Origin of the sequence: Hymenobacter mellowenesis, from assembly GCF_030581005.1 — a bacterium.
In the GTDB taxonomy this organism is placed as follows: domain Bacteria; phylum Bacteroidota; class Bacteroidia; order Cytophagales; family Hymenobacteraceae; genus Hymenobacter; species Hymenobacter mellowenesis.
The window spans coordinates 18,770-43,125 of the sequence record NZ_JAUQSX010000024.1; the positions used below are offsets into that span (position 1 = coordinate 18,770).

Annotated in this window: 14 protein-coding genes and 1 tRNA gene; 12 read left to right on the forward strand and 3 right to left on the reverse strand. The window is 63.9% G+C overall.

The annotated features are described in order from the left end of the window. Positions 1–160: 160 nt before the first annotated feature. The 7 genes from Q5H92_RS26265 (at position 161) to Q5H92_RS26295 (ending at position 15,245) form a co-directional block, all read left to right on the forward strand. Positions 161–793, forward strand: a complete 633-nt coding sequence (locus tag Q5H92_RS26265) for a GNAT family N-acetyltransferase (protein ID WP_305014551.1) — start codon at positions 161–163, stop codon at positions 791–793. Between the two features lie 65 nt (positions 794–858). Then, a complete protein-coding gene (locus Q5H92_RS26270) occupies positions 859–3,717 on the forward strand; it encodes a tail fiber domain-containing protein (protein ID WP_305014552.1) in 2,859 nt (952 codons plus the stop codon). A 108-nt stretch (positions 3,718–3,825) separates the two neighbouring features. Beyond that, a complete protein-coding gene (locus Q5H92_RS26275) occupies positions 3,826–6,798 on the forward strand; it encodes a beta strand repeat-containing protein (RefSeq protein WP_305014553.1) in 2,973 nt (990 codons plus the stop codon). Next, on the forward strand, positions 6,788–8,233 hold the full coding sequence (locus Q5H92_RS26280; protein WP_305014554.1) for a T9SS type A sorting domain-containing protein: 1,446 nt from the start codon (positions 6,788–6,790) through the stop codon (positions 8,231–8,233). Before Q5H92_RS26275 ends, Q5H92_RS26280 begins: the two co-directional genes overlap by 11 nt. A 54-nt stretch (positions 8,234–8,287) precedes the next feature. Further along, entirely contained in the window at positions 8,288–10,453 is a 2,166-nt protein-coding gene (locus Q5H92_RS26285; RefSeq protein ID WP_305014555.1) for a beta strand repeat-containing protein, read from the forward strand. 29 nt (positions 10,454–10,482) lie between these two features. Further along, a complete protein-coding gene (locus tag Q5H92_RS26290; protein ID WP_305014556.1) occupies positions 10,483–13,179 on the forward strand; it encodes a beta strand repeat-containing protein in 2,697 nt (898 codons plus the stop codon). A gap of 38 nt (positions 13,180–13,217) precedes the next feature. Continuing rightward, positions 13,218–15,245, forward strand: a complete 2,028-nt coding sequence (locus Q5H92_RS26295) for a beta strand repeat-containing protein (RefSeq protein ID WP_305014557.1) — start codon at positions 13,218–13,220, stop codon at positions 15,243–15,245. Between the two features lie 177 nt (positions 15,246–15,422). On the opposite strand, the gene Q5H92_RS26300 is transcribed toward Q5H92_RS26295, so the two are convergent. The 3 genes from Q5H92_RS26300 to Q5H92_RS26310 form a co-directional block, all read right to left on the reverse strand. Next, positions 15,423–16,139, reverse strand: coding sequence for a ClpP family protease (locus tag Q5H92_RS26300; protein WP_168674339.1), 717 nt, complete (start codon positions 16,137–16,139; stop codon positions 15,423–15,425). A 140-nt stretch (positions 16,140–16,279) separates the two neighbouring features. Further along, positions 16,280–17,602, reverse strand: a complete 1,323-nt coding sequence (tig, locus tag Q5H92_RS26305; protein WP_305014558.1) for a trigger factor — start codon at positions 17,600–17,602, stop codon at positions 16,280–16,282. Positions 17,603–17,690: 88 nt separating this feature from the next. Next, positions 17,691–17,772, reverse strand: a tRNA-Leu gene (locus Q5H92_RS26310). 262 nt (positions 17,773–18,034) lie between these two features. On the opposite strand from Q5H92_RS26310, the gene Q5H92_RS26315 reads away from it, so the two are divergent. The 5 genes from Q5H92_RS26315 to Q5H92_RS26335 all read left to right on the forward strand — a co-directional run bounded on the left by Q5H92_RS26315 (position 18,035) and on the right by Q5H92_RS26335 (position 23,121). After that, positions 18,035–20,233, forward strand: a complete 2,199-nt coding sequence (locus tag Q5H92_RS26315; RefSeq protein ID WP_305014559.1) for a RelA/SpoT family protein — start codon at positions 18,035–18,037, stop codon at positions 20,231–20,233. Between the two features lie 2 nt (positions 20,234–20,235). Continuing rightward, entirely contained in the window at positions 20,236–20,568 is a 333-nt protein-coding gene (locus Q5H92_RS26320; protein WP_305014560.1) for a CHY zinc finger protein, read from the forward strand. A 223-nt stretch (positions 20,569–20,791) separates the two neighbouring features. Next, a complete protein-coding gene (locus tag Q5H92_RS26325) occupies positions 20,792–21,271 on the forward strand; it encodes a Fur family transcriptional regulator (protein ID WP_305014563.1) in 480 nt (159 codons plus the stop codon). Next, positions 21,268–21,618: an STAS domain-containing protein gene (locus tag Q5H92_RS26330; protein ID WP_305014561.1), complete on the forward strand. Its 351-nt coding sequence runs from the start codon at positions 21,268–21,270 to the stop codon at positions 21,616–21,618. Before Q5H92_RS26325 ends, Q5H92_RS26330 begins: the two co-directional genes overlap by 4 nt. A gap of 234 nt (positions 21,619–21,852) precedes the next feature. After that, entirely contained in the window at positions 21,853–23,121 is a 1,269-nt protein-coding gene (locus Q5H92_RS26335; RefSeq protein ID WP_305014562.1) for an adenylosuccinate synthase, read from the forward strand. Positions 23,122–24,356: the final 1,235 nt, after the last annotated feature.

Sequence of the window (24,356 nt, forward strand, 5' to 3'; positions counted from 1 at the left end):
CGGAACCCAACGTTCCCGCAACGCATCCGAAAGCCCGGGAATGCCTGCGCAAGCATTCGGAACATGCGCGGAAGGCCCTGCGCGGGGTCTTTCCATTCCTTTGCCAGCATCAGAGCCGCGCCGTTTTATGGGCGGCCTGCTGCTTATGCAAACCCATTCATTGACCGTCTTTCCTCCGGTGCGGCCCGCCGTCGTGCGTCGCCTCAAACCCGCCGACCTGGCGTGGGCGACGGAGCTGCTGGGCCAGGCCCTGGCGGAGCACCCGGCCCTGGAATATGTGTGTCGGCCGCTGGTAATGCCCCGGCAGCGGCAGTGGCTGCTGGCCCAGTTGCTGACTTATGTGCTGCGCCACGGGGCGGCCTACGCCAATGGGTCGGGCACGGCGGTGGTGCTGTGGCTTGGGCCCACGCAGCCGCTGTGGCAGCCGCGCTTGGCGCTTCCGGCGCTGTGGCACCTGGGCTGGGCCGGCAGCCGGCGGCTGCACCGGCTGGTGGGCACCATGGCCTGGCTGCGCCGCCAAAGCCTGGCCGGCCCGCACCACCTGCTGCTGGGCGTGGCGGTGCACCCGGCGGTGCGGGGCCGGGGCGAGGGGCGCCGCCTGCTGGCGTCGACGCTGGCGCTGCGGCAGTCGCCGCTGCCGTGCTACTTCAACGGGCAGGTGCCGAGCCACTTGGCCTACTACCAAAGCCTGGGCTTTGAGCTGGCGGGGCATTGCCCGGTGGGCGAGGGGCCCAACGGCCCCCTGACCAACTGGGGCTTCCTGCGGCCGGCAACTGTCTTTCCGAAACCCTGATTTTTTCTGCTGTACCCTTTTGACTTGCTGGCCTTATGAAAAACAATTACTTCTCAATTTTCAGAATGGACTTCGCCTGGCGGCCGGTGGCGGCCCTGCTGGTGGCGCTGCTGCCGGCAGTGGGCCGGGCCCAGAGCGTGGGCATTGGCGCGGGCACCGTGACGCCGCCGGCCTCGGCGGCGCTGGAAGTGCGGGCGGCGAACAAGGGCGTGCTGTTTCCGCAGGTGAGTTTGACGAGCCTGACCGACGCCGCCACCGTGCCCAACCCCGTGACGGCCCTGCTGGTATTCAACACCAACGCCGGTCTGGCTGGCGGCACGGGCTTCTACTACAATGCCGGCACCGTCGCCGCGCCCGCCTGGACCCGGCTGAACACCGGCACCGCGCCGGCCGGGGCCGGCTGGAGCCTGACCGGCAACGCCGCCACCGACTCGACCACCAACTACCTCGGCACCACCGACCTCAAGCCCCTGCGCTTCGGCATTGCAGGCCAGGAGCAGGCTCGCCTGCACGTGGACGGCGCCCTGTGGCTGGGCGACCCCAATGCGGCCAAAAACGTGCTGGTGGGCTACCAGGCCGGCCGGAAGCTGGCGGCCAATGGGGGCATTCTCAACCAGTACGTGGGCTACCAGGCGGGGGTGAGCACCACCATCGGGAGCGGCAACCAGTTTGAGGGCTTCCAGAGCGGACTATACACCACTTCGGGCGGCAACAACCAGTTCAGCGGCTACCAGAGCGGGCTGCTGAACCGCACGGGCAACAACAACCTGTTCATCGGCTTCATTGCCGGGCACGACGCCACGGGTAGCAACAACCATTTCATTGGCTACCAAGCCGGTGCGCGCACCACCACGGGCAGCAGCAACCAGTTTGAGGGCTACGAGGCGGGGTACAACACCACTACCGGCGGCAACAACCTGTTTGTGGGCTACCAAGCCGGGCGCGCCAACTCTACCGGCGAAAGCAACCTGTTTGTGGGCTACCTCGCGGGCGTGGCCAACACCACCGGCCGCTACAACTACTTCATGGGCTACCGGGCCGGCGCGGCCAACACCACCGCGTTCGACAACTATTTCTCGGGCTATTCGGCGGGCGCGGCCAACACCACCGGCGGCAGCAACCACTTCGAGGGCAACGAAGCCGGCTACTCCAACACCACGGCCAACAACAACTTCTACGTGGGCAACGGCGCGGGCCGCGCGGGCACCACCGGCCAGCGCAACACGGCCATCGGCAACGGGGCGGGCAACAGCAACGAAACCGGCGAGGACAACCTGTTCGTCGGCTACCAGGCCGGCAAGGAAAGCACCGCCGGCGACAACCACTTCGTGGGCAACCTGGCCGGCCAGTTCACCACCACCGGCACCGATAACCTGTTTGAAGGCTACGCGGCCGGCCGGGCCAATACCACGGGCAGCCGCAACTTATTCGTTGGCCTGCGGGCCGGCCGTAACGCCACCACGGCCTCGAACAACCATTTTGTGGGCTACGAGGCGGGCTTCACCAACACCAGCGGCACCACCAACCACTTCGACGGCTACCAGGCCGGCCGCGCCAGCACCACGGGCTCGCTGAACTACTTCAGCGGGTATCTGGCCGGGAAAACCAACACCACCGGCTCGCGCAACGCCTACGCCGGGGCCAACGCCGGCTTCGCCCTGCGCGGCAGCGACAACGCCGCCTTCGGCAACGACGCCGGCCTGGGCAACACCAGCGGCACCGCCGTGGGCGCCGACGAGGTGACCCTGGTGGGCAGCCAGGCCGGCCGCCTCAATACCGCCGACGGGCTGGTGGCCGTGGGCTTCCAGGCCGGCTCGAAAAATACCGGCGCCCAGAACACCCTGCTGGGCTACCAGGCCGGCGTGAACACGACTTCCAGCAGCCGCAACCTCATTATCGGCTACCAGGCCGGCCGCGACAACACCTCGACCTCCGACAACCACTTCGTGGGCTACCAGGCCGGCCTGAGCAACACCACCGGCAGCCGCAACACCTTTGAGGGCAGTAAGGCCGGGGCGGCCAACGAAGACGGCGACGACAACACCTACCTCGGCTACCAGGCCGGCGACGTGAGCTACAGCAGCAACGGCAACACGTTCATCGGCAGCGGCGCGGGCGGCCTCACCCAGTTCGGCGACGACAACGTGTTTGTGGGCCGCGCGGCCGGGCAGGGCAACAACAACGCCAACGAAAGCACCTTCGTGGGGGCCTACGCCGGCAGCCAGGCGCGGTTCGGGCCCAACAACGCGGCGTTCGGCTACTTCGCGGGCTTCAACGTGACCACCGGCAACCACAACACCCTCATCGGCTCGAAGGCCGACGTGACCAGCGGCAGCCTCGACGAAGCCACCGCCATCGGCTACGGGGCGCGGGTGAGCCGGCAATACGCCATGGCCTTCGGCAGCACCGACGTCAACTACTGGTCCTTCGGCCGCAGCAGCACCGACAATCTGGGCATCTGCCTGCAGGTGGGCGTGGCCAACAACTTCAACGGCAACGGCGCCTACCTCACCAACGGCGGCACCTGGACCAACGCCTCGGACGTGAACCTCAAGGAGAACATCCAGCCCGTGGAAGGCGCCCAGGTGCTGGGCCTCATTCGCCAGCTCCCGCTGAGCCGCTGGGCCTACAAGGGCACTAATGGCGAAACCCACCTCGGCCCCATGGCCCAGGATTTCTACCGCCTTTTCCACTTGGGCCTCAACGACACCAGCATCAGCACCATCGACCCCGCCGGCGTGGCCCTGGCGGGCGTGCAGGAGCTGGCCAGGCAAAATGACGCCCTGAAAACCGAGAACCAGCAGCTGCGCCAGCAGCTCCAGGCCCTCCAGCACACGCAAAGCACCCTCGACGCCCGCCTGGCGGCCCTGGAGGCAGCGGGCCGTTCGGTGGCACCCGCTCCGGTGGCGCAGGCTGCCCGGTAAGGCTTAGCTAATCAATTGAATACAGTTAAGGGCGGCGGCTTTGCCAGGTTTTGACAAGGAACCGCCCGGGAGTTCTGCTGCATCATTTTCAATCCTAACGTTCAAGTCATGAAACACTTTTATCAATTTCTGACGCTGCTTCTGCTCTTAGTGGGCGGCGCCGCGCGGGCCCAGGTGGGCGTGGGCACGACCACACCCGACGCCAAGTCGGCGCTCGACATCCGGGCCACCGATAAGGGCCTGCTCATCCCGCGCCTCACCGCCGCCCAGCGCCTGGCCATCACCGCCCCGCCCCAGGGCCTGATGGTGTACCAAACCGACGGCACGGCCAGCGGGGGCACCCAAACCGGCTTTTGGTACTACGCCGGCGCGCCGGCGCAGTGGGTGTTTTTGAACCCGGCCGCTGGCGCCGACAACCTGGGCAACCATACGGCCACCCAAAACCTGAATCTGCAAGGCAACGCCCTCACCGGCACCGGCGCCGACGTGGGCAGCGCCGTGGGCCTCGGTGTGCGCGCCGACGGCGGCCTCAACCTGGGCCAGAACACCAACGGCAACCTAGCTGTGGGCTACCAGGCGGGGCAGGCCATCACCAGCGGCTACCACAACCAATTCAACGGCTACCAGAGCGGCACGGCCACCACCACGGGCAGCGAAAACCTGTTCAGCGGCTACAAGAGCGGCTATAGCAACCTGGGCGGCAGCAACAACCTGTTCAGCGGCTCGTTCAGTGGCTACAACAACCTGAGCGGCTACAACAACCTCTACAACGGCTACAACACGGGCTACACCAGCCAGACCGGCCACGACAACGTGTACCTGGGCCACAACAGTGGGCAGACGAGCACGGGCAGCTACAACGTGCTGCTGGGTAGCAGCAGCGGATTTTTCGATGCCAGCGGAACCCTGCTGACCGCCCTGGGCTACGGCAGCGGCCCGGCCAACGGCAGTGGCCCGCTCACCAACGCCACGGCCCTGGGCGCCAACGTGGCCCTGGTCCAAAACAACACTGTGGTGCTGGGCAACAACGCCAACGTGGGCATCGGCACCAACACCCCCGCCCAAAAGCTGGAAGTGGTGGGCAACGTGAAGCTCACGGGCACGGCCGGCACCGACGGCCTCATTTTCCCCGACGGCACCAAGCAAACTACGGCCGCCGCCAGCGGCCTCACGCTGCCCTACAGCGGCTCGGCCAGCAGCTCCGGCACCGTCTTCGCCGTGAGCAACACCGGCACCGGCGCAGCCCTGAGCGGCACGGGCAGCGGGGCCGCGGCCACCGTGCAGGGCATTAACACCAACGCCGGCAGTTCGGCAACGGGCGTGCTGGGCACCACGCTCGGCGGCTACGGTGTGCGGGGCACCGCCAGCGCCAGCGGCGGCTACGGGGTAGAGGGCCGGGCCACCGACAGCCGGGGCGTGAGCGGCTTCTCCGCCAGCGGCCAGGGCCTGTACGGTAATTCCACCACGGGCGTATCCGTGCAGGGCGCCAAAATTACCGGCGACAAAGGCCGCGCGGCGCAATTCACCAGTGCCGACGCGGCCAACGACTCGACGGCCCTCTACGTGAGCACGGCCGGCGACCGGCCCGCCCTGCGCGCGGTGAACACGGCCCCCTCGGCCCAGGCCGCCATTCGGGGCGTGAAGCAGAGCGCCAGCACCGACGGAATTGGGGTGGAGGGCGTGATAACGAGCGGGGCCACCGGCAACGCGGCCGGCGTGCTGGGCAACGACCGCAGCGGCAGCGGCGGCGGCAGCGGCGTCATCGGCCTCACCACCAGCGGCTACGGCGTGCGCGGCATCGCCTCGGCCAACGGCGGCTACGGCGTCAGCGGCTCGGCCACCAACAGTTTCGGCGTCATCGGCGCCAGCAGCAGCGGGGTGGGCACCTACGGCAGCAGCACCAGCAGCTACGGCGTGCAGGGCACCAGTACCAGCGGCAGCGGCGTGTACGGCACCACGGCGGCCGGCAACGTGGGCGGCGTGGCCGGGGTGGTGGGCACCAGTACCAACAGCTCGGGCGTGGGCGTGCTGGGCACCACCGCCAGCGGCTACGGCGTGCGCGGCGAGGCCAGCGGCAGCAACGGCTATGGCGTCATTGGGGTGGCCGGCAGCACCAACGGCTACGGGGTGTTTGGCTCGGCCAGCGGGGCGGCCACGGCCATCATCGGCCAGGCCACCGGCACCGGCCGGGCCGCTTACTTTAACCAAACCAATGCCTCGGGAGGAGCCAATGCGGTAGAAATCATGCAGAACGGTACCGGCAATGGGCTCCAGATTACGCAAGCGGCGGCGGCTAACGGGAATGGACTGTATGTGATAAAGTCGGCCAGCACGAATTATGCTTTCGTTAACAGCGGTGCTATTTCGGTGGGAAATAATCCGCAGAATACCGGCATTTTTCTTAGTGCCACCGGCACCATCTACGCGTTGAGTAATGGTAACACAGCCGCTACAATAGAAACGCAAAATCAGGCTTCTGGAAGTAAAGCGGGGATATTTCGCGGCGACGTTGAGGTTTACGGCACCCTCTCCAAAGGCGGCGGCTCGTTCAAAATCGACCACCCGCTCGACCCCGAAAACCAATACCTCTACCACAGCTTCGTGGAGAGCCCCGACATGCTGAACGTCTACAACGGCAACGTGGTGCTCGACGCCCGGGGCGAGGCCACCGTGACGCTGCCCGACTATTTCGAAGCCCTCAACCGCGACTTCCGCTACCAACTCACGCCCGTCGGGGCGGCCTTTACGCCCTATGTCAAGGAGAAAGTGGCTGGCAACCAATTCCGCATCGCGGGCCAGCCGGGCGCCGAGGTGAGCTGGCAGGTCACCGGCATCCGCCAGGACAAGTGGGCCAACCAGAACCGCATCCCCAATGCGCAGCCCAAAGAGCCCGAAAACCGGGGCAAGTACTTGCACCCCGCCGCCTACGGCCAGCCCGCCAGCCGCGGCATCGGCCACCGGGAGCGCAGTGATATCCCGCCGGCCGGCCCCGCCAAGCCCCTGGCAACCAGTGCGCCCGCCGCAGTTGGCCAGCCTTCCCCAATCCATTCAACTTCCATCCCCGTTGGCCATGAAGAATAATTTACTCCTGCAAGCGGGCGCTGCGGCGCTCCTCATCGGCCTCGCGGCGCCGGCCCGCGCCCAGCTCACGGTGGCCGGCGGCACCCTCACGGTGAGCCCCTCGTCCGAACTTTCGGTGACTGGCAACGTGAATATCTCCGCCACCGGCACCCTCGACAACCAGGGCACCGTGCGCCTCACCGGCGACCTGGGCAACGCCGGTACCATCGGCACCGGCACCGGCCTGTGGCAGCTCAACGGCACCACGCTGCAAACCCTGTCCTCGTCGGGCACGGGCACCATGAGCACGCTGGAAGTGGCCAACGCCGCCAGCGCCACCCTGGGCACGGCCCTCAGCACCGGCGCCCTCAACCTGAGCGGCGGCTCGTTGCGGCTGGCCGGGTTCGATTTCACGCTGGCCGGCGCCATTACCAACGGCACCAGCACGCGCTTCGTCGTCACCGACGGCGCGGGGCGGCTGCTGCGGCCGGTGGGCACCACGGCGGTGCAGTTTCCGGTGGGGCCGGCCGGCGGCAGCTACCGGCCGGTGGCCCTCACGCGCAGCAGCGGCACGGGCACCTACGCGGCCGGGATAGGCGTAGGCGCCCTGAGCGCGGGCACCAGCGGCGCGCCCCTCGCTACCGACGTGGTGAACCTGCACTGGAACGTGGCCCCGCCCGATGCCGTGCCCTTCACCCTGCGCGTGGAGTGGGTGGCGGCCGACGAACAGCCCAGCTTTCAGCGCAGCCAGTCGGCCCTGGGCCGCTGGAATGGCAGCGCCTACATCATCGCCGAGCCTTACAGCAACGTCACCAATCCCAGCCCTTACAGCCGCACGCTGGCCGGCCTCACGCTGGCCGGCCCCTACATCGTGGGCGACCAGCAGTCGCCGCTGCCCGTCGAGTTGACCCGTTTTGAAGCCCGCCGCCCGGCCAACCAGCCCCGCGCCGAGCTGCGCTGGACCACGGCCACCGAGAAAAATAACCTCGGCTTTGAAATCCAGCGCCAAGACGAAGGCCAGACCACTTTCCGGCGCGTGGGCTTCGTGGCCGGACAAGGCACATCCAGCACGGCGCACGAGTACGCCTTTTCTGACCCCAACGACTTCCAGGGCCTGAGCTACTACCGCCTCATGCAGGTAGACCAGGACGGCACGGCCACTTATTCCACGGTGCGCAGCATCGCGGGCCTGCCGGCGGGCGCGGCCTTCACGCTGAGCGTGTTTCCCAACCCCGCCCACGGCACCGCCACCATCGAGGCCAGCGGCCCGGTACCGGCGGGCCTGCAGCTTCAGCTCTACAGCGCCGATGGCCGGCTGGTGTGGGCTACCACCTGGGCCAAGGCGCAGGCCACCGCCCCGCTGCCCGTGGCCGGGCTGGCCGAGGGCGTGTACTGGCTGCGCTACCACGCCACGGAGGGCGGCAGCGGCACCCTCAAAATACAGGTAGCGCCTTAGTACAGCTTTTTTCAGCTGATTCATTGCCGCCATTCAACCAGTAGTTGACTGATTATGAAAACTGTACCTTCGTTATTTTTTACTTTTTCGCTGGCTGCTGCGGCTTTGGGCGCTCAGGCCCAGGTGGGCGTGGGCACGCCGACGCCCGACGCCAAATCGGCCCTCGACATCCGGGCCACGGACAAAGGCCTGCTGATTCCGCGCCTCACGGCCAGCCAGCGCATGGGCATCACCTCCCCACCGCAAGGCCTCATCGTGTACCAAACCGACGGCACGGCCAGCGGCGGCGCCCAGACCGGCTTCTGGTACTACGCCGGCACCGGCGGCTGGGTGTATCTGGACCCGGCCACCGGCGGCGGCGCGCTGACGTTGCCCTATTCCGGCACGGCCAGTACCACGGGCAGCGTGTTCCAAATCACCAATTCCGGCGCGGGCAGCGGCCTGCGCGGCGCTTCGGCCAGCGGCCAGGGCGTGGTAGGCCGCGTAAATGGCACCGGCGCCGGCCAGGGCGTGGTGGGCGTGAAGGGCACCACTGTCCCCAACATTGAGGACGCCGGCGTGGTGGGCTTGAGCGATGCCGACTACGGCGTGTACGCCCGCAGCAGCCAAAGCTCGGGCGTGGTGGGCGTCAGCGACGGCACGGCCGCCAGCCTGGCCGGCGTGGCCGGCAGCAGCTCTGCCACCAACGGCGTGGGCGTATCGGGCTCGGCGCCCGGCACGGGCGTGCTGGGCACGGGCACCACCGGCGCCGGCGTGGATGGCACCAGCAGCGCCAACGCCAACACCACCGGCGGCGTGGTGGGCCGCAACAGCGGCGGCAGCAACGCCGTGGGCGTGCTGGGCCTCACCACCAACGGCTACGGCGTGCGCGGCGTGGCCTCGGCCAGCGGCGGCTACGGCGTGCAAGGCGTGGCCACCGACAGCTACGCCCTCATTGGCACGAGCAGCAGCGGCGTGGGCGCGCAGGGCACCAGCACCAGCAACACCGGCGTGCGCGGCAACAGCAACAGCAGCTACGGGGTGTATGGGGGCAGCAGCAGCGGCTCGGGCGTGTACGGCACCACGGCGGTCGGCAACACCGGCGGCGTGGCCGGCGTGGAAGGCAATAGCTCTAACAGCTCGGGCGTGGGGGTGCTGGGCACCACCAGCAGCGGCTACGGCGTGCGCGGCGAGGCCACCGGCAGCAGCGGCTATGGCGTGACGGGCGTGGCCTCGGCCGCCAACGGCATCGGCGTGCTGGGCTCGGCCACGGGGGCGGCTACGGGCGTCTTTGGGCAGGCCAGCGGCACGGGCCGCGCCGGCTACTTCAACCAGAGCAGCGCCAGCAGCCCCGCCAACGCTGTGGAAATCAACCAAAACGGTAGTGGGGTAGGCTTGCTCGTGGGCAATGCCAACGGGACCGATGCCGCTGCCCTGCAACTGGTGAACACTGCCACGGCAGTACTCAGCGGCCCCAACATTGCCAATTCCAGCAAGCTCACCACGGCCCTGAAATTCGTGGGAGCCGCCTCCGATGCTCCCAACGCGGCGTGGTACCTGACGGGCCGCAGCAGCTACCCGGGGACAGGACCGGGAAGCGGCACCCAGTTCGGCGTTGCCTTTTCCGACCAGAACAACAGCATTCGAAATTTCCTGAGCATCGAACCGTCCTACAGCGGCACGTCCACCAGCAACTGCTACGCCGCCATTACGGGCAGCCTGGGCGTGTCGGGGGGTATTTCAGCCAGCTTTGCCACGGCCCAGGTCAAGAATTTCAAGATTGACCACCCCCTCGACCCCGCCAACAAATACCTCTACCACACCAGCGTGGAAAGCCCCGACATGCTGGACCTCTACAGCGGCAACGTTGTGCTCGATGCCAAGGGGCGGGGCCAGGTGGTGCTGCCCGATTGGTTTGAGGCGCTCAACCGCGACTTCCGCTACCAGCTCACCAGCATTGGCCAGGCCGCGCCGGGGCTTTACATCGCCAGCCCGTTGCAGCACAACGCGTTTGGCATTGCGGGCGGCGCGCCGGGCAGCACCGTGAGCTGGCAGGTCACGGCCGTGCGGCACGATGCCTTTGCCAATGCCCACCGCAGCCCGGTCGAAGTAGCGAAGGAACCGCAAAACCAGGGCCGCTACCTGGCCCCCGAAGCCTTCGGCCAGCCCGCCGAGCAAGGCATTCTCCACTCCACCACCCCCGCAAGCGTGCCTGCTGCCGCCACCACCGCGGCCCGGTAGCCCCTTATTCATCATTTCACGGCCTTTTTATGCGCTTCACTACTCTTTTGCTCAGCCTGGCCGGCACCGCTGCCAGTTTCGCCGCCCGGGCCCAGGTAGGCGTGGGTACCACCTCGCCCGACGCCAAGTCGGCGCTCGACATCCGGGCCACCGACAAGGGCCTGCTCATCCCGCGCCTAACGGCCAGCCAGCGCACGGGCATCACCAACCCGCCGCAGGGCCTGATGGTGTACCAAACCGACGGCACGGCCTCGGGCGGCACCCAAACCGGCTTCTGGTACTACGCCGGCACAGGCGGCTGGGTCTACCTCGACGCGGCTAATAGCGGCAGCAGCGGCCTCACCCTGCCTTATAGCGGTAGCTACGGCGGCTCCACCATCAATGCCCTCGATGTGAGCCACACCAACGGCGGCGTGGCCCTGCGCGGGTCGGCGCCCAACTCGGGCATTGGCGTGTACGGCGCCAGCAGCACCGGCTCGGGCGTGTATGGCACGGCCAGCGGCAGCGGCGGCTACGGCGTGCGCGGGGCCGCCACGGCCGCCAACAGCGCCGGCCTGTATGGCACAGCCACTGGCGCCAACACCTACGGCGTTATCGGCGATGGCCAGACCGGGGTGCAGGGCCAGGGCAATACCGGGCCCGGCCTGAGCGGCGTCAGCAGCACCGGCCCGGCACTGCAAGCCGCCAAAGCCAGCGGCCAGACCGGCCGCGCCGCCGAACTGACCCTGGCCGGCACCGGCAACGACTCCACGGCTTTATATGTGAGCAGCGTAGCGCCCCGCCCCGCCCTGCGGGCCGTGAACAGCAACGTCAGTGCCCAGGCCGCTCTGCGGGGTGTGAAAACCGCTGGTACCAACGGCATTGGGGTGGAGGGCGTGGTAACCAGCGGGGGCGGCAACGCCACCGGCGTGCTGGGCCGCGACCTGAGCGGCACCAGCGCTGGCAGCGGCGTGGTGGGCCTTACCACCACCGGCTTCGGTGTGCAGGGCAGGGCCACGGGCAGCAATGGCTGGGGCGTGTACGGGTTGGGTACCGACAGCTACGGCGTCAATGGGACCAGTACCAGCGGCGTGGGCACCTTCGGCAGCAGCACCAGCGGCTACGGCGTGCAGGGGCAGAGCACTAGCAGCTACGGCGTGCAAGGCAGCAGCGCCAGCAGCAGCGGCGTGTACGGCAGCACCGGGGCCAACAGCAACGCCATCGCCGGCGTGGTGGGCGTGGGCACCGCGGGCGGCAATTCCGTGGGTGTGCTGGGCAGTACCGCCAGCGGCTACGGCGTGCGGGGCGTGGCCACGGCCAGCGGCGGCTACGGCGTGCAGGGCACGGCCACCGACAGCTACGGCGTCATTGGCACCAGCGCCAGCGGCAACGGCGTGTACGGCAGCAGCGACAGCGACTCCGGCGTGCGCGGCATCAGCACCAGTGGCAGCGGCGTGGCGGGCAGCAGCACCAGCGGCTTTGGGGTGGGCGGCAGCAGCACCAGCGGCAGCGGCGTGTACGGCCTGACCAGCGCCGGCGGCGCCACCGGCGTGGCCGGCGTGCGGGGCGTGGGCTCGGGCAACGGCACCGGCGTGCTGGGTACCACCAGCAGCGGCTACGGCGTGCGCGGCGAAGCCAGCAGCGGCAACGGCACCGCCGTGATGGGCGTGGCCTCGGGCAGTGCCTTCAGCGGGGTGTATGGCCAGGCCAGCAGCACCGCCAACGGCGTCACCGGCGAAGCCTTCGGCACCGGCCGCGCCGGGTATTTCACCCAGAGCAACAGCAGCAGCTCGGCCAACGCCGTGGAAGTGCAAAGCAGCGGCACGGGCAACACGCTGCTGCTCAACAAGACCAACACCAACGCCACCACCGAGGCGCTCAAGGTGCAAAACGCCGGCCTGGGCATCACGGCCACCATTGCCCAAACCAACACCAGCAGCGACGCCAGCGTGCTGCAACTAGTGCGCAACGGCGGCAGCACCACCGCCGACTACACGCTCCAGCTTGTCGATGTTAGTGGGGGCGGTACCATCGGCTTTCAGGACGTGGGGGCCAGCAACCCGTCGGCCCTTATCAAGGTCACCAATGGCACGCTTACGGGCAAGTCCTATGGTAGCCTGGCTTTGCTCGGATTGTGCACGGACGGTTTGCTTCACCGCGCTATCTCTTTCGGCGCGGCTATTCGAAATGGCCAACCCGAGATATCCGGCATCCTCAATGACCGGTGGCAGGTCACCGGGGACCTCTACGTCAACGGCAATACATCTGTCAACGGCAGTCTCTCCAAGTCGGGCGGCTCGTTCAAAATCGACCACCCGCTCGACCCCGAGAATCAGTACCTCTACCACAGCTTCGTGGAGAGCCCCGACATGATGAATGTCTACAACGGCAACGTCACGCTCGACGCCCGCGGCGAGGCCACCGTGACGCTGCCCGACTACTTCGAAGCCCTCAACCGCGACTTCCGCTACCAACTCACGCCCATCGGCGCACCCTTCACGCCCTACGTGCTGGCTGAAGTGACCGGCAATAAATTCCGCATCGCCGGCCAGGCCGGGGGCAAAGTGAGCTGGCAGGTAACGGGCATTCGCCAAGACAAATGGGCCGAAACCCACCGCATTCCCAACGCCGTGCCCAAAGAACCCGAAAACCGCGGCAAGTACCTGAGTCCCGATTCCTTCGGTCAGCCCGCCGCGCGCGGCATCGGCTACGAGCCGGCCGAGCCTGCTCCAACCGCCCGCCGCTAACTATTCCCAACGCCATGCGAGTACTATATATCTGCGGTTTGTTAGTCTTGTTGCCCGTGGCCGCCGCCCACGCTCAGATTGGGGTAGGCACCACCACGCCCGACGCCAAGTCAGCCCTCGACATCCGGGCCACCGACAAGGGCTTGCTCATCCCGCGCCTGACGGCCACCCAGCGCACGAGCATCACCAACCCGCCGCAGGGCCTGATGGTGTACCAGACCGACGGCACGGCCTCGGGCGGTACCCAAACCGGCTTCTGGTACTACGCCGGCACCGGCGGCTGGGTGTTCATCGAGCCCGCCGCCAGCGGCCTCGCGTTGCCTTACAGCGGCACGGCCAGCACCAGCAGCCCCGCCTTCGCCGTGAGCAACACCGGCACCGGCGTGGCCATCAGCGGCACGGGCAGCGGGACCAGCAATGCTGCGGTACAGGGCATCAACAATAACTCAGCCACCAATGCCACGGGCGTGCTGGGCACCACCGCCGGCGGCTACGGCGTGCGGGGCACGGCCAGCGCCAGCGGCGGCTACGGCATCGAAGGCCGGGCCACCGACAGCCGGGGCGTGAGCGGCTTCTCCACCAGCGGCCAGGGCCTGTACGGTAATTCCACCACGGGCGTAGCCGTGCAGGGCGCCAAAATTACCGGCGACAAAGGCCGGGTGGCGCAATTCACCAGTGCCGACGCCACCAACGACTCGACGGCCCTCTACGTGAGCACGGCCGGCGACCGGCCCGCCCTGCGCGCGGTGAACACCGCCACCTCGGCCCAGGCCGCCATCCGGGGCGTGAAGCAGAGCGCCAGCACCGATGGCATCGGGGTGGAGGGCGTGATAACGAGCGGCGCCACCGGCAACGCAGCCGGCGTGCTGGGCAACGACCACAGCGGCAGCGGGGGTAGCAGCGGGGTCATCGGCCTCACCACCAACGGCTACGGCGTGCGCGGCATTGCCTCGGCCAGCGGCGGTTACGGCGTCAGCGGCTCGGCCACCAACAGTTTCGGCGTCATTGGCGCCAGTGCCAGTGGCGTGGGCACCTACGGCAGCAGCACTAGCAGCTACGGCGTGCAGGGCACCAGCACCAGCGGCAGCGGCGTGTACGGCAGCAGCACCAGCAGCTACGGCGTTCAGGCATCTGCCGGCAACGTGGCAGCCGTGTACGGCACGGCCAGCCCCGGGACGAGCGGGGCCATCGTGGGCATCAACAACAGCACCGGGGGCACCACGGCCGCCGGCGTGCTGGGCCTGGCGCAGGACGGCTGGGGGGTGCGGGGCGTGGCCCTCACCACGGGCATGGGTGTGTCGGGCCAGTCGCCGGACTCGTATGGCGTTTCCGGGGTTTCCGGCACGGGCAGCGGCGTGTACGGGCGCACCGGAGCCGGCAACGTGGGCGGCGTGGCCGGCGTGATTGGCAGCAGCGCCAACAGCTCGGGCGTGGGCGTGCTGGGCACCACCGCCAGCGGCTACGGCGTGCGCGGCGAAGCCACCGCCAGCAACGGCTACGGCGTGATTGGCGTGGCCGGCAGTGCCAACGGCATCGGCGTCATTGGCTCGGCCACGGGGGCGGCCACGGGCGTCATCGGGCAAGCCAGCGGTACGGGCCGGGCTGCCTATTTTAACCAGAGCAACGCCGGCAGCAGCAGCCCCGCCGTCGTCATCAGCCAGAGCGGTACCGGCCTGGCCCTCGACGTAACGGGCGGCGCCATCCGCACCCCGGAGGTGAACTCGACCAACACCGGTACCGCCAACATGCTGCCGCTGGCCTACGGGCGCATCGCGGCCAACGGCACCATCCTCAGCGGCTCGGGCAACTTCAGCGTCAGCATCCCGTTCGCCGGCACCGGTTACTACGAAATCACCCTGTCGGCCCCGTCCGGCACCAACCTCACCAATACCGTGTGCGTGTCGTCGGGCACCACCGCCGATGCCCTGAACGGGCAAGGCGTCGTGATGACGACCGCCAGCGGTACCACAAGCGGCATTGTACAGGTAAATACCTGGCTGGTAGCCAACAATGGCAACCTCAGCCAGCCCAATCGCGCCTTCTCCTTCGTGGTCTACCAACCCTGAGCAGCCTTCTACAAGCTGCTTTGGCTCACAAGGGGCCGCAGTATGAACTTTATAGGCCGCGAATGAAAACAAGTTTTGAAGCTGACCCTTCGTGCTCAGCAATAAAAAAAGCCCCTGCTGTATCAGCAGGGGCTTTTTTATCAGTATTAAATCTGCGAAATCCGCGAAAATCTGCGGTTAGGCTTTCTTCTTCTCTAGCACCTCGTCAATCAGGCCGTACTCCTTGGCCTCATCGGCCCGCATCCAGTAGTCACGGTCCGAGTTGTCGTGGATTTCCTGGTAGGTTTTGCCGGTGTGCTGCGCCAGAATGTCATACAGCTCCTTCTTCAATTTCAGGATTTCACGGGCCGTGATTTCAATGTCCGAAGACTGGCCCTGCGCGCCGCCGCTGGGCTGGTGAATCATCACCCGGGCGTGGGGGAGGGCCGAACGCTTATTCGGGGCGCCGCCAGCCAGCAGCACCGCGCCCATCGAAGCCGCCAGGCCGGTGCAGATGGTGGCCACATCGGGGTTCACGTACTGCATCGTGTCATAAATGCCGAGGCCAGCATACACCGAGCCGCCGGGCGAGTTGATGTAGAGCAGGATGTCCTTCTTGGCGTCGGCCGACTCCAGGAACAGCATCTGCGCCGTCAGAATGTTGGCAATGTAGTCGTCCACGGCCGTGCCCAGGAACACGATGCGGTCCATGATGAGGCGCGAAAACACGTCAATTTCGCGGAAGTTCTGCGGACGCTCCTCGATAACCGAGCGGGTCATGTTGGTGGGCAGCATCATGCCGTTGCGCACCTGGCCTTCCATGTGGTTCAGGTACTGGTCCACGCCCAGGCCGCTCAGGCCCTGTCCTTTCACCGCGAACTTGCGAAACTCTTGTCTATTCAGTAATGGATTCATGAGGGAAAAATGGCGCGCACGCTTCCGCTTGCGCAGGTGAGGTTAGAAAGACGGGCGAAGAAAGCAAATGTTGTCGGAACCCCAACAAAAAAGCCCCTACGTTTCCGTAAGGGCTTTTCCAAAAACTGGGCTGCGCAGGTTTAGCTGTGCAGGGTCCGGAATTCTTCGGCCGTTACGGGCTTGTCCGTAACAACAACTTTGCCGCGCAGGTTTTCCAGCACTTTCTCTGCCAGAATGGCCTCGTACTCGTTCACGTAGTTCTTGCCGTTCTCCTGCTTGAGGTAGCTGTCAGCATAGCTGCGCATCGATTCGCGCATCTCGTCGGGCATGTTCGGCATGTTGAACTGACCCATGATTTTGTCGAGCGTGCGGTCCACGATTTCGTCGTTGCTCACCTTCAGGCCGGCTTCTTCCACCACCTTATTGCGAATCATGCTCCACTTCAACTCCTTCACGTAGTCGTCGTAGTGCTCTTCCACCATCTCGGGCGTCAATTTGCCCTCGTTGGCGCGCACCAGCCACTTCTTGAAGAACTCCGTGGGCACCTTGATGTCGGTGTTTTCCACCAGCTGCTTCACGATGGCGTTATTCAGCGCGCCTTCGCTCTCGCGGTCGTAGTTCGACTGAATCGTCTCACGCACCTTAGCGTCAAACTCCTCTTGTGAAGAAACTGCCTCGGGGCCGAACACCTTGTCGAACAACTCCTGGTTCATCTCAGGCGCCGCCGTGCGGTTCACCTTCTCCACGCTGAACTCGTAGTCGCCGGTGGCTTCCTCAGCTTCTTTTTTGCTCAGGCCGGTGAAGTTCGAAATCGAAGCCGCGTCGTTGCCGAAAGCCTTTTGCAGGTCAAACGTCACTACGTCGCCGCCTTTTTTGCCGATGAACTGGGCCTGGTCGCCGGTCACCTTGCTGATGGGCAGCAGCACCGTGCGGCCTTCGCCTTCCTCGCCGGCCTTCTTGAACTTGCCAAACAGGTAGTCGCCCGCTTCCGACTCGTCGGGGTTGGTCGTCTCGCCGTACTGACGGGCAATCTGCTCGTTGGTCTGGGCCAGCGTGTCTTCGTCAATGGTCACCTTGTGCAGGTCAGCCTTCAGCTCGGCAGGCAGCTCGAAAGCCGGCAGCAAACCCAGCTCGAACGAGAAATCAAAATCCTTGTCGGTGTCGAAATCCACATTGCTGGCCACGGGCAGGGGCTCGCCCAACAAGTTGATTTTGTTCTCCTTAATGTAGGAGTCCACGGCCTTGCCCAGCATCTTGTTGATTTCCTCGGCCAGAATGCCTTTGCCATACATCTTGCGCACCATGCCCACGGGCACCATGCCCGGGCGGAAGCCCTTCACCTGGGCGCGCTTGGTGTACTCTTTGATTTGCTTGTCGACGGTGGGCGCGTAGTCGGCTTCGGTCAGGTGTACGGTCAGCAGCCCGGTCAGCTGCTCGTCGTTCTTGTCGAGGGTGATGTTCAAAACAGGGAACCAGCTGCTGCTGGCCAGGTTGAAAGGTTGAAAAAAAAGCCTCCAGCCTATACGACTGAAGGCCTGCATCAAATAAAAGTGCGGATAGAGGGACTCGAACCCACACGCCTTGCGGCACCAGATCCTAAGTCTGGCACGTCTACCAATTTCGCCATATCCGCATATGGTGCCGCACGCCGATTGCTACGGGCCCGCAAAGGTACTCGGGAAAGTGTTTGTGTGCAACGGGCGTTTTAGGTTGGACTAGGGCAGGCGCAAAGAGAAAAATAGAACATCATGCAGCGCGCCGCGAAGCATCTTTACTGCGCAACGCAATTAGATACTATTACGGTAAAGATGCTTCGCGGTGCGCTGCATGATGTCCCATCGTACTCAGTCAAGTCGCGTCACCTTTTCCGTCCCGGCGTTGTTACTTTACCCATTATGCCTCCCGTTATCTCCCCCGAAGCCGAGCGTCAGGAAATCCTGCGCCATTACCGCCGCCTGTTGCGCACCGCTAAGCCTTACTTAAAGGATGGCGACCCCAAGCTCATCAAAAAGGCTTTTAATCAGAGCCTGGAGGCGCATAAGGAAATGCGCCGTAAGTCGGGCGAACCCTATATTCTGCACCCGTTGGCGGTGGCGCAAATAGCTGTGGAGGAAATCGGGCTGGGCACCACCAGCATCGTGGCCGCGCTGCTGCACGACGTGGTAGAGGACACCCCCACCGAAATTTCCGACATCGAGCGCGAGTTCGGCACCAAAGTGGCCCGCATTATTGATGGGCTGACCAAGATTTCGGGAGTGTTCGAGTACGGCACCAGCGAGCAGGCTGAGAACTTCCGCAAAATGCTGCTCACGCTGAGCGAGGACGTGCGGGTGATTCTCATTAAAATCGCCGACCGCCTGCACAACATGCGGACGCTGGATTCGATGCCGCGTCACAAGCAGCTGAAAATTGCGTCGGAAACGCTGTACCTGTACGCGCCGCTGGCCCACCGGCTCGGGCTCTATACTATAAAGAGTGAGCTGGAGGATTTGTACCTCAAATTCACCGATACGGAAACGTATACTGAGCTTAAGGCCAAAGTGCGGCAGAGCCAGGCGGCGCGCAACCGTTTCATTAAGGAGTTTGTGCAGCCGATTGATGACGAATTGAAGTCGCAAGGCTTTGAGTACGAAATCAAGGGCCGGCCGAAAAGCATCTATTCGATTCTCAAGAAGATTAAGAAGCAAAACATCACCTTCGACGAGGTGTATGACCTGTTTGCCATTCGGGTGATTCTGGACGTGCCGCCGGAGCAGGAAAAAGCCGCCTGCTGGCAGGTGTATAGCATCGTAACTGACTTTTACCAGCCGAACCCCGACCGCCTGCGCGACTGGGTGAGCACGCCCAAAGCCAACGGCTACGAGAGCCTGCACACCACCGTGATGTCGCGGGCCGGCCAGTGGGTGGAGGTGCAGATTCGCTCGCGCCGCATGGATGACATCGCCGAGAAAGGCTACGCCGCGCACTGGAAGTACAAGGACACCGGCAGCATCCAGCCCGAAAGCTCGCTCGAAGGCTGGGTGAACAAGGTGCGCGAGATGCTAGAATCCAACAATTCTAGCGCCCTGGAATTCATGGACGAATTCCGCCAGAACCTGTTCGTGAAGGAAGTTTACGCCTTCACGCCCAAGGGCAAGCTGGTGATTCTGCCCGACAAGGCCACTGCATTGGATTTCGCCTTCGACATTCACTCCCAAATCGGCATCCACTGCCTCGGCGCCAAGGTGAACCAGAAGCTGGAGCCCCTCAGCTACCAGCTGCACAACGGCGACCAGGTCGAAATCCTGACCTCCCACAAGCAGCGCCCCACCGCCGAGTGGCTCAACTACGTCATCACGACCAAGGCCCGCTCGAAAATCAAGGATTTCCTGCGCGACGACAAGCGCGCCAAGGCCGAAGACGGCCGCTACATCCTCGAAAAGCGCTTGGAGCTTATCGGTGTGCCTTTCACGCAGGACAACTTCAACCGCCTGCTGGCCTACTTCAACGCACCCAGCGCCCAGGAGTTCTACTACCGCTTGGCCGTGGGGCAAATTGACGGCCGCGCCATCCGCGAGTCGCTTTTCACCTCCGAAAAGCCGCTGCCGGCCGTGCTCGAACCCAAAACCTTCGACAACGAAGTCCAGAAAATCCGCGGCGTGAAACCGGATATGCTCGTCGTGGGCGAGCACACCGACAAGTTCAACTACAGCATCGCCCGCTGCTGCAACCCCATTCCCGGCGACGACGTGTTTGGCTTCGAAACCGACCAGGGCCTCATCATCCACCGCACCAGCTGCCCCCGTGCCGTCGACCTCATGTCGAACTACGGCAACCGCATTGTGCGCGCCAAGTGGACCGACCAGCTCGAACTGGCCTTCCTCGCCGGCGTGCGCCTCAAGGGCTCCGACCGCGTGGGCCTCGTCAACGACGTCACGCGCGTCATCAGCAGCAGCCTCAAGGTGAACATGCGTTCCATCACCATCACCGCCGATGACGGTTTCTTCGAAGGCCAGATTATGGTGTTCGTGAATGACACCGACCATCTCACCAAGCTCATCCAGCGCCTCAAAAAAGTCGATGGCGTGCTCCAGGTCGAGCGGTTCGATTCGTAAAAGTGAATTCCACCGAGCCCATCACCATTCACGGTACCGAGGTAAACGAGCGCACCCAATGCGCCCATTGGCATTCTAAGCGCGACATCATTGCCATTCAGCACAAGTGCTGCGGCGAGTTCTACGCCTGCATCCAGTGCCACAACGAAGCCGCTGACCACCCCGCCCAGGTCTGGCCCAAAACCGAATTCCAAACCCAAGCCGTCTACTGTGGCAACTGCCACCAAACCTTAAGCATCGCCAGCTACTTAAGCTGCAACAGTACCTGCCCCCACTGCCAGGCCGCCTTCAACCCCGGCTGCGCCAACCATTACCACTTCTATTTCGAGCAGTAAGCTGATGCCTCCGTGGCTCCCCTCTCCCAGAGGAGAGGGGCCGGGGGTGAGGTGACCTGCCCGCCCTTACCTTTGTCCCGCCGACTTACACCTTATATATACCGTGAGTAAATCCCAAACCGTCCCCGCCAACCTCGCTGTTGAAGCAGGGCAGGGGGTAGGCGGCTCCTCCGAAACCGGCTACGCCGCCAAGCACACGCCCAGCCCCGCCTCCGAAGCCCCCCTGAATACCGATAAGCTCGAAGAAGTCAAAAAGCTCTTCACCGCCCACCTCGAAAACAAAGGCCTTCGCAAAACCGGCGAGCGCTACGCCATTCTCGAAGAAATTTACGCCCGCTCCGGCCATTTCGACGTCGAAGAGCTTTACGCCGGCATGAAGGAACGCGGCCTGCAGGTAAGCCGCGCCACCGTCTACAATACGCTTGACCTGTTAGTAGAGCAGGGCCTCGTCAGCAAGCACCAGTTCGGCCGCAACCTCGCCCAGTACGAGAAGAGCTACGGCTACCGCCAGCACGACCACGTCATTTGCACCGAATGCCATAAAGTAGTGGAATTCTGCGACCCCCGCATCCACGGCATCCAAACCATGGTCGGCGACCTGCTGAACTTCCATATCTTGCACCATTCTTTAAATCTTTACGGCATCTGCGGCGACTGCCGCGCCAAAGCCGAAGCCGCCGCCCGCCAGAACACTCCCGCATGACCACCACCAGCACCGTCCAAAACGGCATCCTCCTCATCCGTCTTTCCGGCGACCTCATCGGCAGCCCCGACACCGACCAACTCCTGCAAACGGTTAACAACCACCTCGGCGAAGACCTCACCCACTGCGCCATCGACCTCTCCGAAATCCGCTACATCAATAGCACCGGCATTGGCGTCCTCGTCTCGCTCCTCACCAAATTCCGCAGCCGCGGCGGCGAGCTAGTCCTCATCAACCCCGCTGACCACCCCAAGAAAATGCTGGCCATCACGAAGCTAAACAACATCTTCACCGTTGCCGCCGACGAAGCCACCGCCCGCCAACAGCTAACCCCGGCCGCCCTCTAGGCGGCCTTTTTTTTGCCTTTTTGGCTCGTACTCATCTGTCATCCTGAGCGTAGCGAAGGACCTTGTCAAGCAGAAACAGCATCAGGCAAAAGCCACAGCACTACTCTAAATCCTCAACACCAACCACCTTAATAACAGCCCTTCCAAAACCACCAAAACCCGTCAGGCTCCCCCTCTCCCCAAGGAGAGGGGGCCGGGGGGTGAGGTGCCCCCGGAGGGCGAAACCCAACACTCATGCCAGTAGATGTATTAGTAGGCCTCCAGTGGGGCGATGAAGGCAAAGGCAAAATCGTAGACGTTCTCGCACCCACCTACGACGCCGTAGCCCGCTTCCAGGGCGGCCCCAACGCCGGCCACACCCTCTTCTTCGACGGCGTCAAGCACGTCCTGCACCAGGTCCCCAGCGGCATTTTCCACCCCCACATCCTCAACATCGTCGGCAACGGCGTCGTCCTCGACCCCATCGTCTTCCGCCAGGAGCTCCAAAAGCTCACCGACAGAGGAATCGACTGGTCCAAAAACCTCTACATCTCCAAAAAAGCCCAGCTCATCCTCCCCTCGCACCGCGCCCTCGACCGCATCAGCGAAGAAGCCCGCGGCAACACTAAAATCGGCAGCACCCTCAAAGGCATCGGCCCCACCTATTCCGACAAAATCGGCCGCGTCGGCCTCCGCGTCGGCCACATCCTCCTGCCCGATTTCCAGCAGCGCTACCAGGAAGCCGTCGCCCAGCACGCCGCCATTGCCGCCCACCATAATAAGCAGCTCGAAATCGAAGCCCTCGAAGCCGACTTCTTCTCCGCCGTCGAATTCCTGCGCACCCTCCAGCTCATCGACACCGAATACCTCCTCAACGACCTCCTCACTCAAGGCAAGCGCATCCTCGCCGAAGGCGCCCAAGGCTCCCTCCTCGACATCGACTTCGGTTCCTACCCTTACGTCACCTCCTCCAGCACCATCGCCGCCGGCGCCTGCACCGGCCTCGGCATCGCCCCGCGCCACATCGACAAAGTCTACGGCATCATCAAAGCCTACAGCACCCGCGTCGGCAGCGGCCCCTTCCCCACCGAACTCCACGACGAAGTCGGCGAGCAAATCCGCCAAGCCGGCCGCGAGTTTGGTTCCACTACCGGCCGCCCCCGCCGCACCGGCTGGATAGACCTGCCCGCCCTCCGCTACGCCATCATGCTCAACGGCGTCACCGAGCTCCACCTCATGAAAGCCGACGTCCTCGACGGCTTCACCGAAATCCAGGCCTGCACCCATTACCGCACCGCCACCGGCGCCAGCACCCCCCAGCTCCCCGACCCCGGCGAACTCACCACCATCACCCCCGAGTACATCACCCTCCCCGGCTGGCACTCCGACCTCACCACCATCACCGACGCCGCCCAATTCCCCCCCAACCTCGTCGCCTACCTCGATTTCCTCGAAAAGGAACTGCAAGTGCCCATCCGCATCGTCAGCGTCGGCCCCGACAGAGTAAGCACCCTCCATCGGTAAGAGAACGGAATAAGTAGAACGCCACGGGATAAGAACAACGTCATGCTGAGCGAACTCGAAGCATCTCTACCGCACAACTAACCCCGCCAACCCGGCTATTCTACTCGCTTCATCCAGCCCCGCACCCCTTTCCAGCCCGAATCTGGAGATAGGTGCGGGGCTTTTGCGTAAAAGAACACACCTCAATTGAACCCAGAAGAGTATAATCCGACTTGAAAACGGCATCAACTCAACAGCAGGGTAGGGACCAAGTCACTTTATCCAGAAGCTACAAGAGAAGCTACTGCACCTATTTCAGACCGTTCCAACACCAACTAGCAAGCATTCCCACAGCCACGCCACCCACTCACAGAAGTCCAAAATCAACCTAAACCAACCGCTCCACCACATCAAACCACAAACCCCCACAAATTTTTTAACCGCATCAATCAGTTACTTACAACCCCAATCTAGCTATTTCGTAAAAGCCCCCTTGCCGCCCCAAAAAGTCCCCCTACCTTTGCAGTCCCGAAACGTCAAACGGACTAACGGAAACGCCAAAAGCACCCGCTCCGGCACCAAATTGAAAGGTTGGGAACTCCAGCGGAAAGCATCTTGTCTTACCCACCGCGGCCAGCCGCAAGCGCCAAGATTTATTTCTTGAATAGCTTGCACCGGCGAAAAAAGCCACCGTACCTTTGCAACCCGCTTCAATCGGAAGCAGCTAGGCTTGAAAATCGAAGCGAAAAGATTCTAAAATTTTTTCGCTAAAAAATTTGAAAGTCAAAAAAATCAACTACCTTTGCACTCCCAAAACGAACAAAGGCAACCGAAAGCCAGTGCTAAAACACTGACTCACAAATAAAAAAGCCGCTTTAAACGAAAGCAGCAGATTTGAAAACGAATCGAAAACCAGAAAGATTTTCGAAAATAAGTTGTCAAATCAAAATTAGTTTCTACCTTTGCACTCCCAAAACGAACAAAGGCTGACAACGACAACCCCGGGTTAAATCACCAACCCACACTGATGCTTCAAATGGAAGCATCACACGTTCTTTGAATGATGGAAATAGACAAAATAGTAAGTGTTCCACTTGCTGCTTCTTCTTCGGAAGAAACAAAGTGAAACAAACCAAGCGAAACGAATTTGACCATAATGTCAATATGTGAGCAAGGTCAGCACTCGACATCAGCCATTCTTCGGAATGGTGTAGAACATTTTACAATGGAGAGTTTGATCTTGGCTCAGGATGAAC

Excerpts from the sequence above, each read along its gene's own strand:
- Q5H92_RS26270 (WP_305014552.1), top strand. The coding sequence starts at position 859 with ATGGACTTCGCCTGGCGGCCGGTGGCGGCCCTGCTGGTGGCGCTGCTG.
- Q5H92_RS26275 (WP_305014553.1), top strand. The coding sequence starts at position 3,826 with ATGAAACACTTTTATCAATTTCTGACGCTGCTTCTGCTCTTAGTGGGC.
- Q5H92_RS26280 (WP_305014554.1), top strand. The coding sequence starts at position 6,788 with ATGAAGAATAATTTACTCCTGCAAGCGGGCGCTGCGGCGCTCCTCATC.
- Q5H92_RS26285 (WP_305014555.1), top strand. The coding sequence starts at position 8,288 with ATGAAAACTGTACCTTCGTTATTTTTTACTTTTTCGCTGGCTGCTGCG.
- Q5H92_RS26290 (WP_305014556.1), top strand. The coding sequence starts at position 10,483 with ATGCGCTTCACTACTCTTTTGCTCAGCCTGGCCGGCACCGCTGCCAGT.
- Q5H92_RS26300 (WP_168674339.1), bottom strand. The coding sequence starts at position 16,139 with ATGAATCCATTACTGAATAGACAAGAGTTTCGCAAGTTCGCGGTGAAA.
- Q5H92_RS26315 (WP_305014559.1), top strand. The coding sequence starts at position 18,035 with ATGCCTCCCGTTATCTCCCCCGAAGCCGAGCGTCAGGAAATCCTGCGC.
- Q5H92_RS26330 (WP_305014561.1), top strand. The coding sequence starts at position 21,268 with ATGACCACCACCAGCACCGTCCAAAACGGCATCCTCCTCATCCGTCTT.
- Q5H92_RS26335 (WP_305014562.1), top strand. The coding sequence starts at position 21,853 with ATGCCAGTAGATGTATTAGTAGGCCTCCAGTGGGGCGATGAAGGCAAA.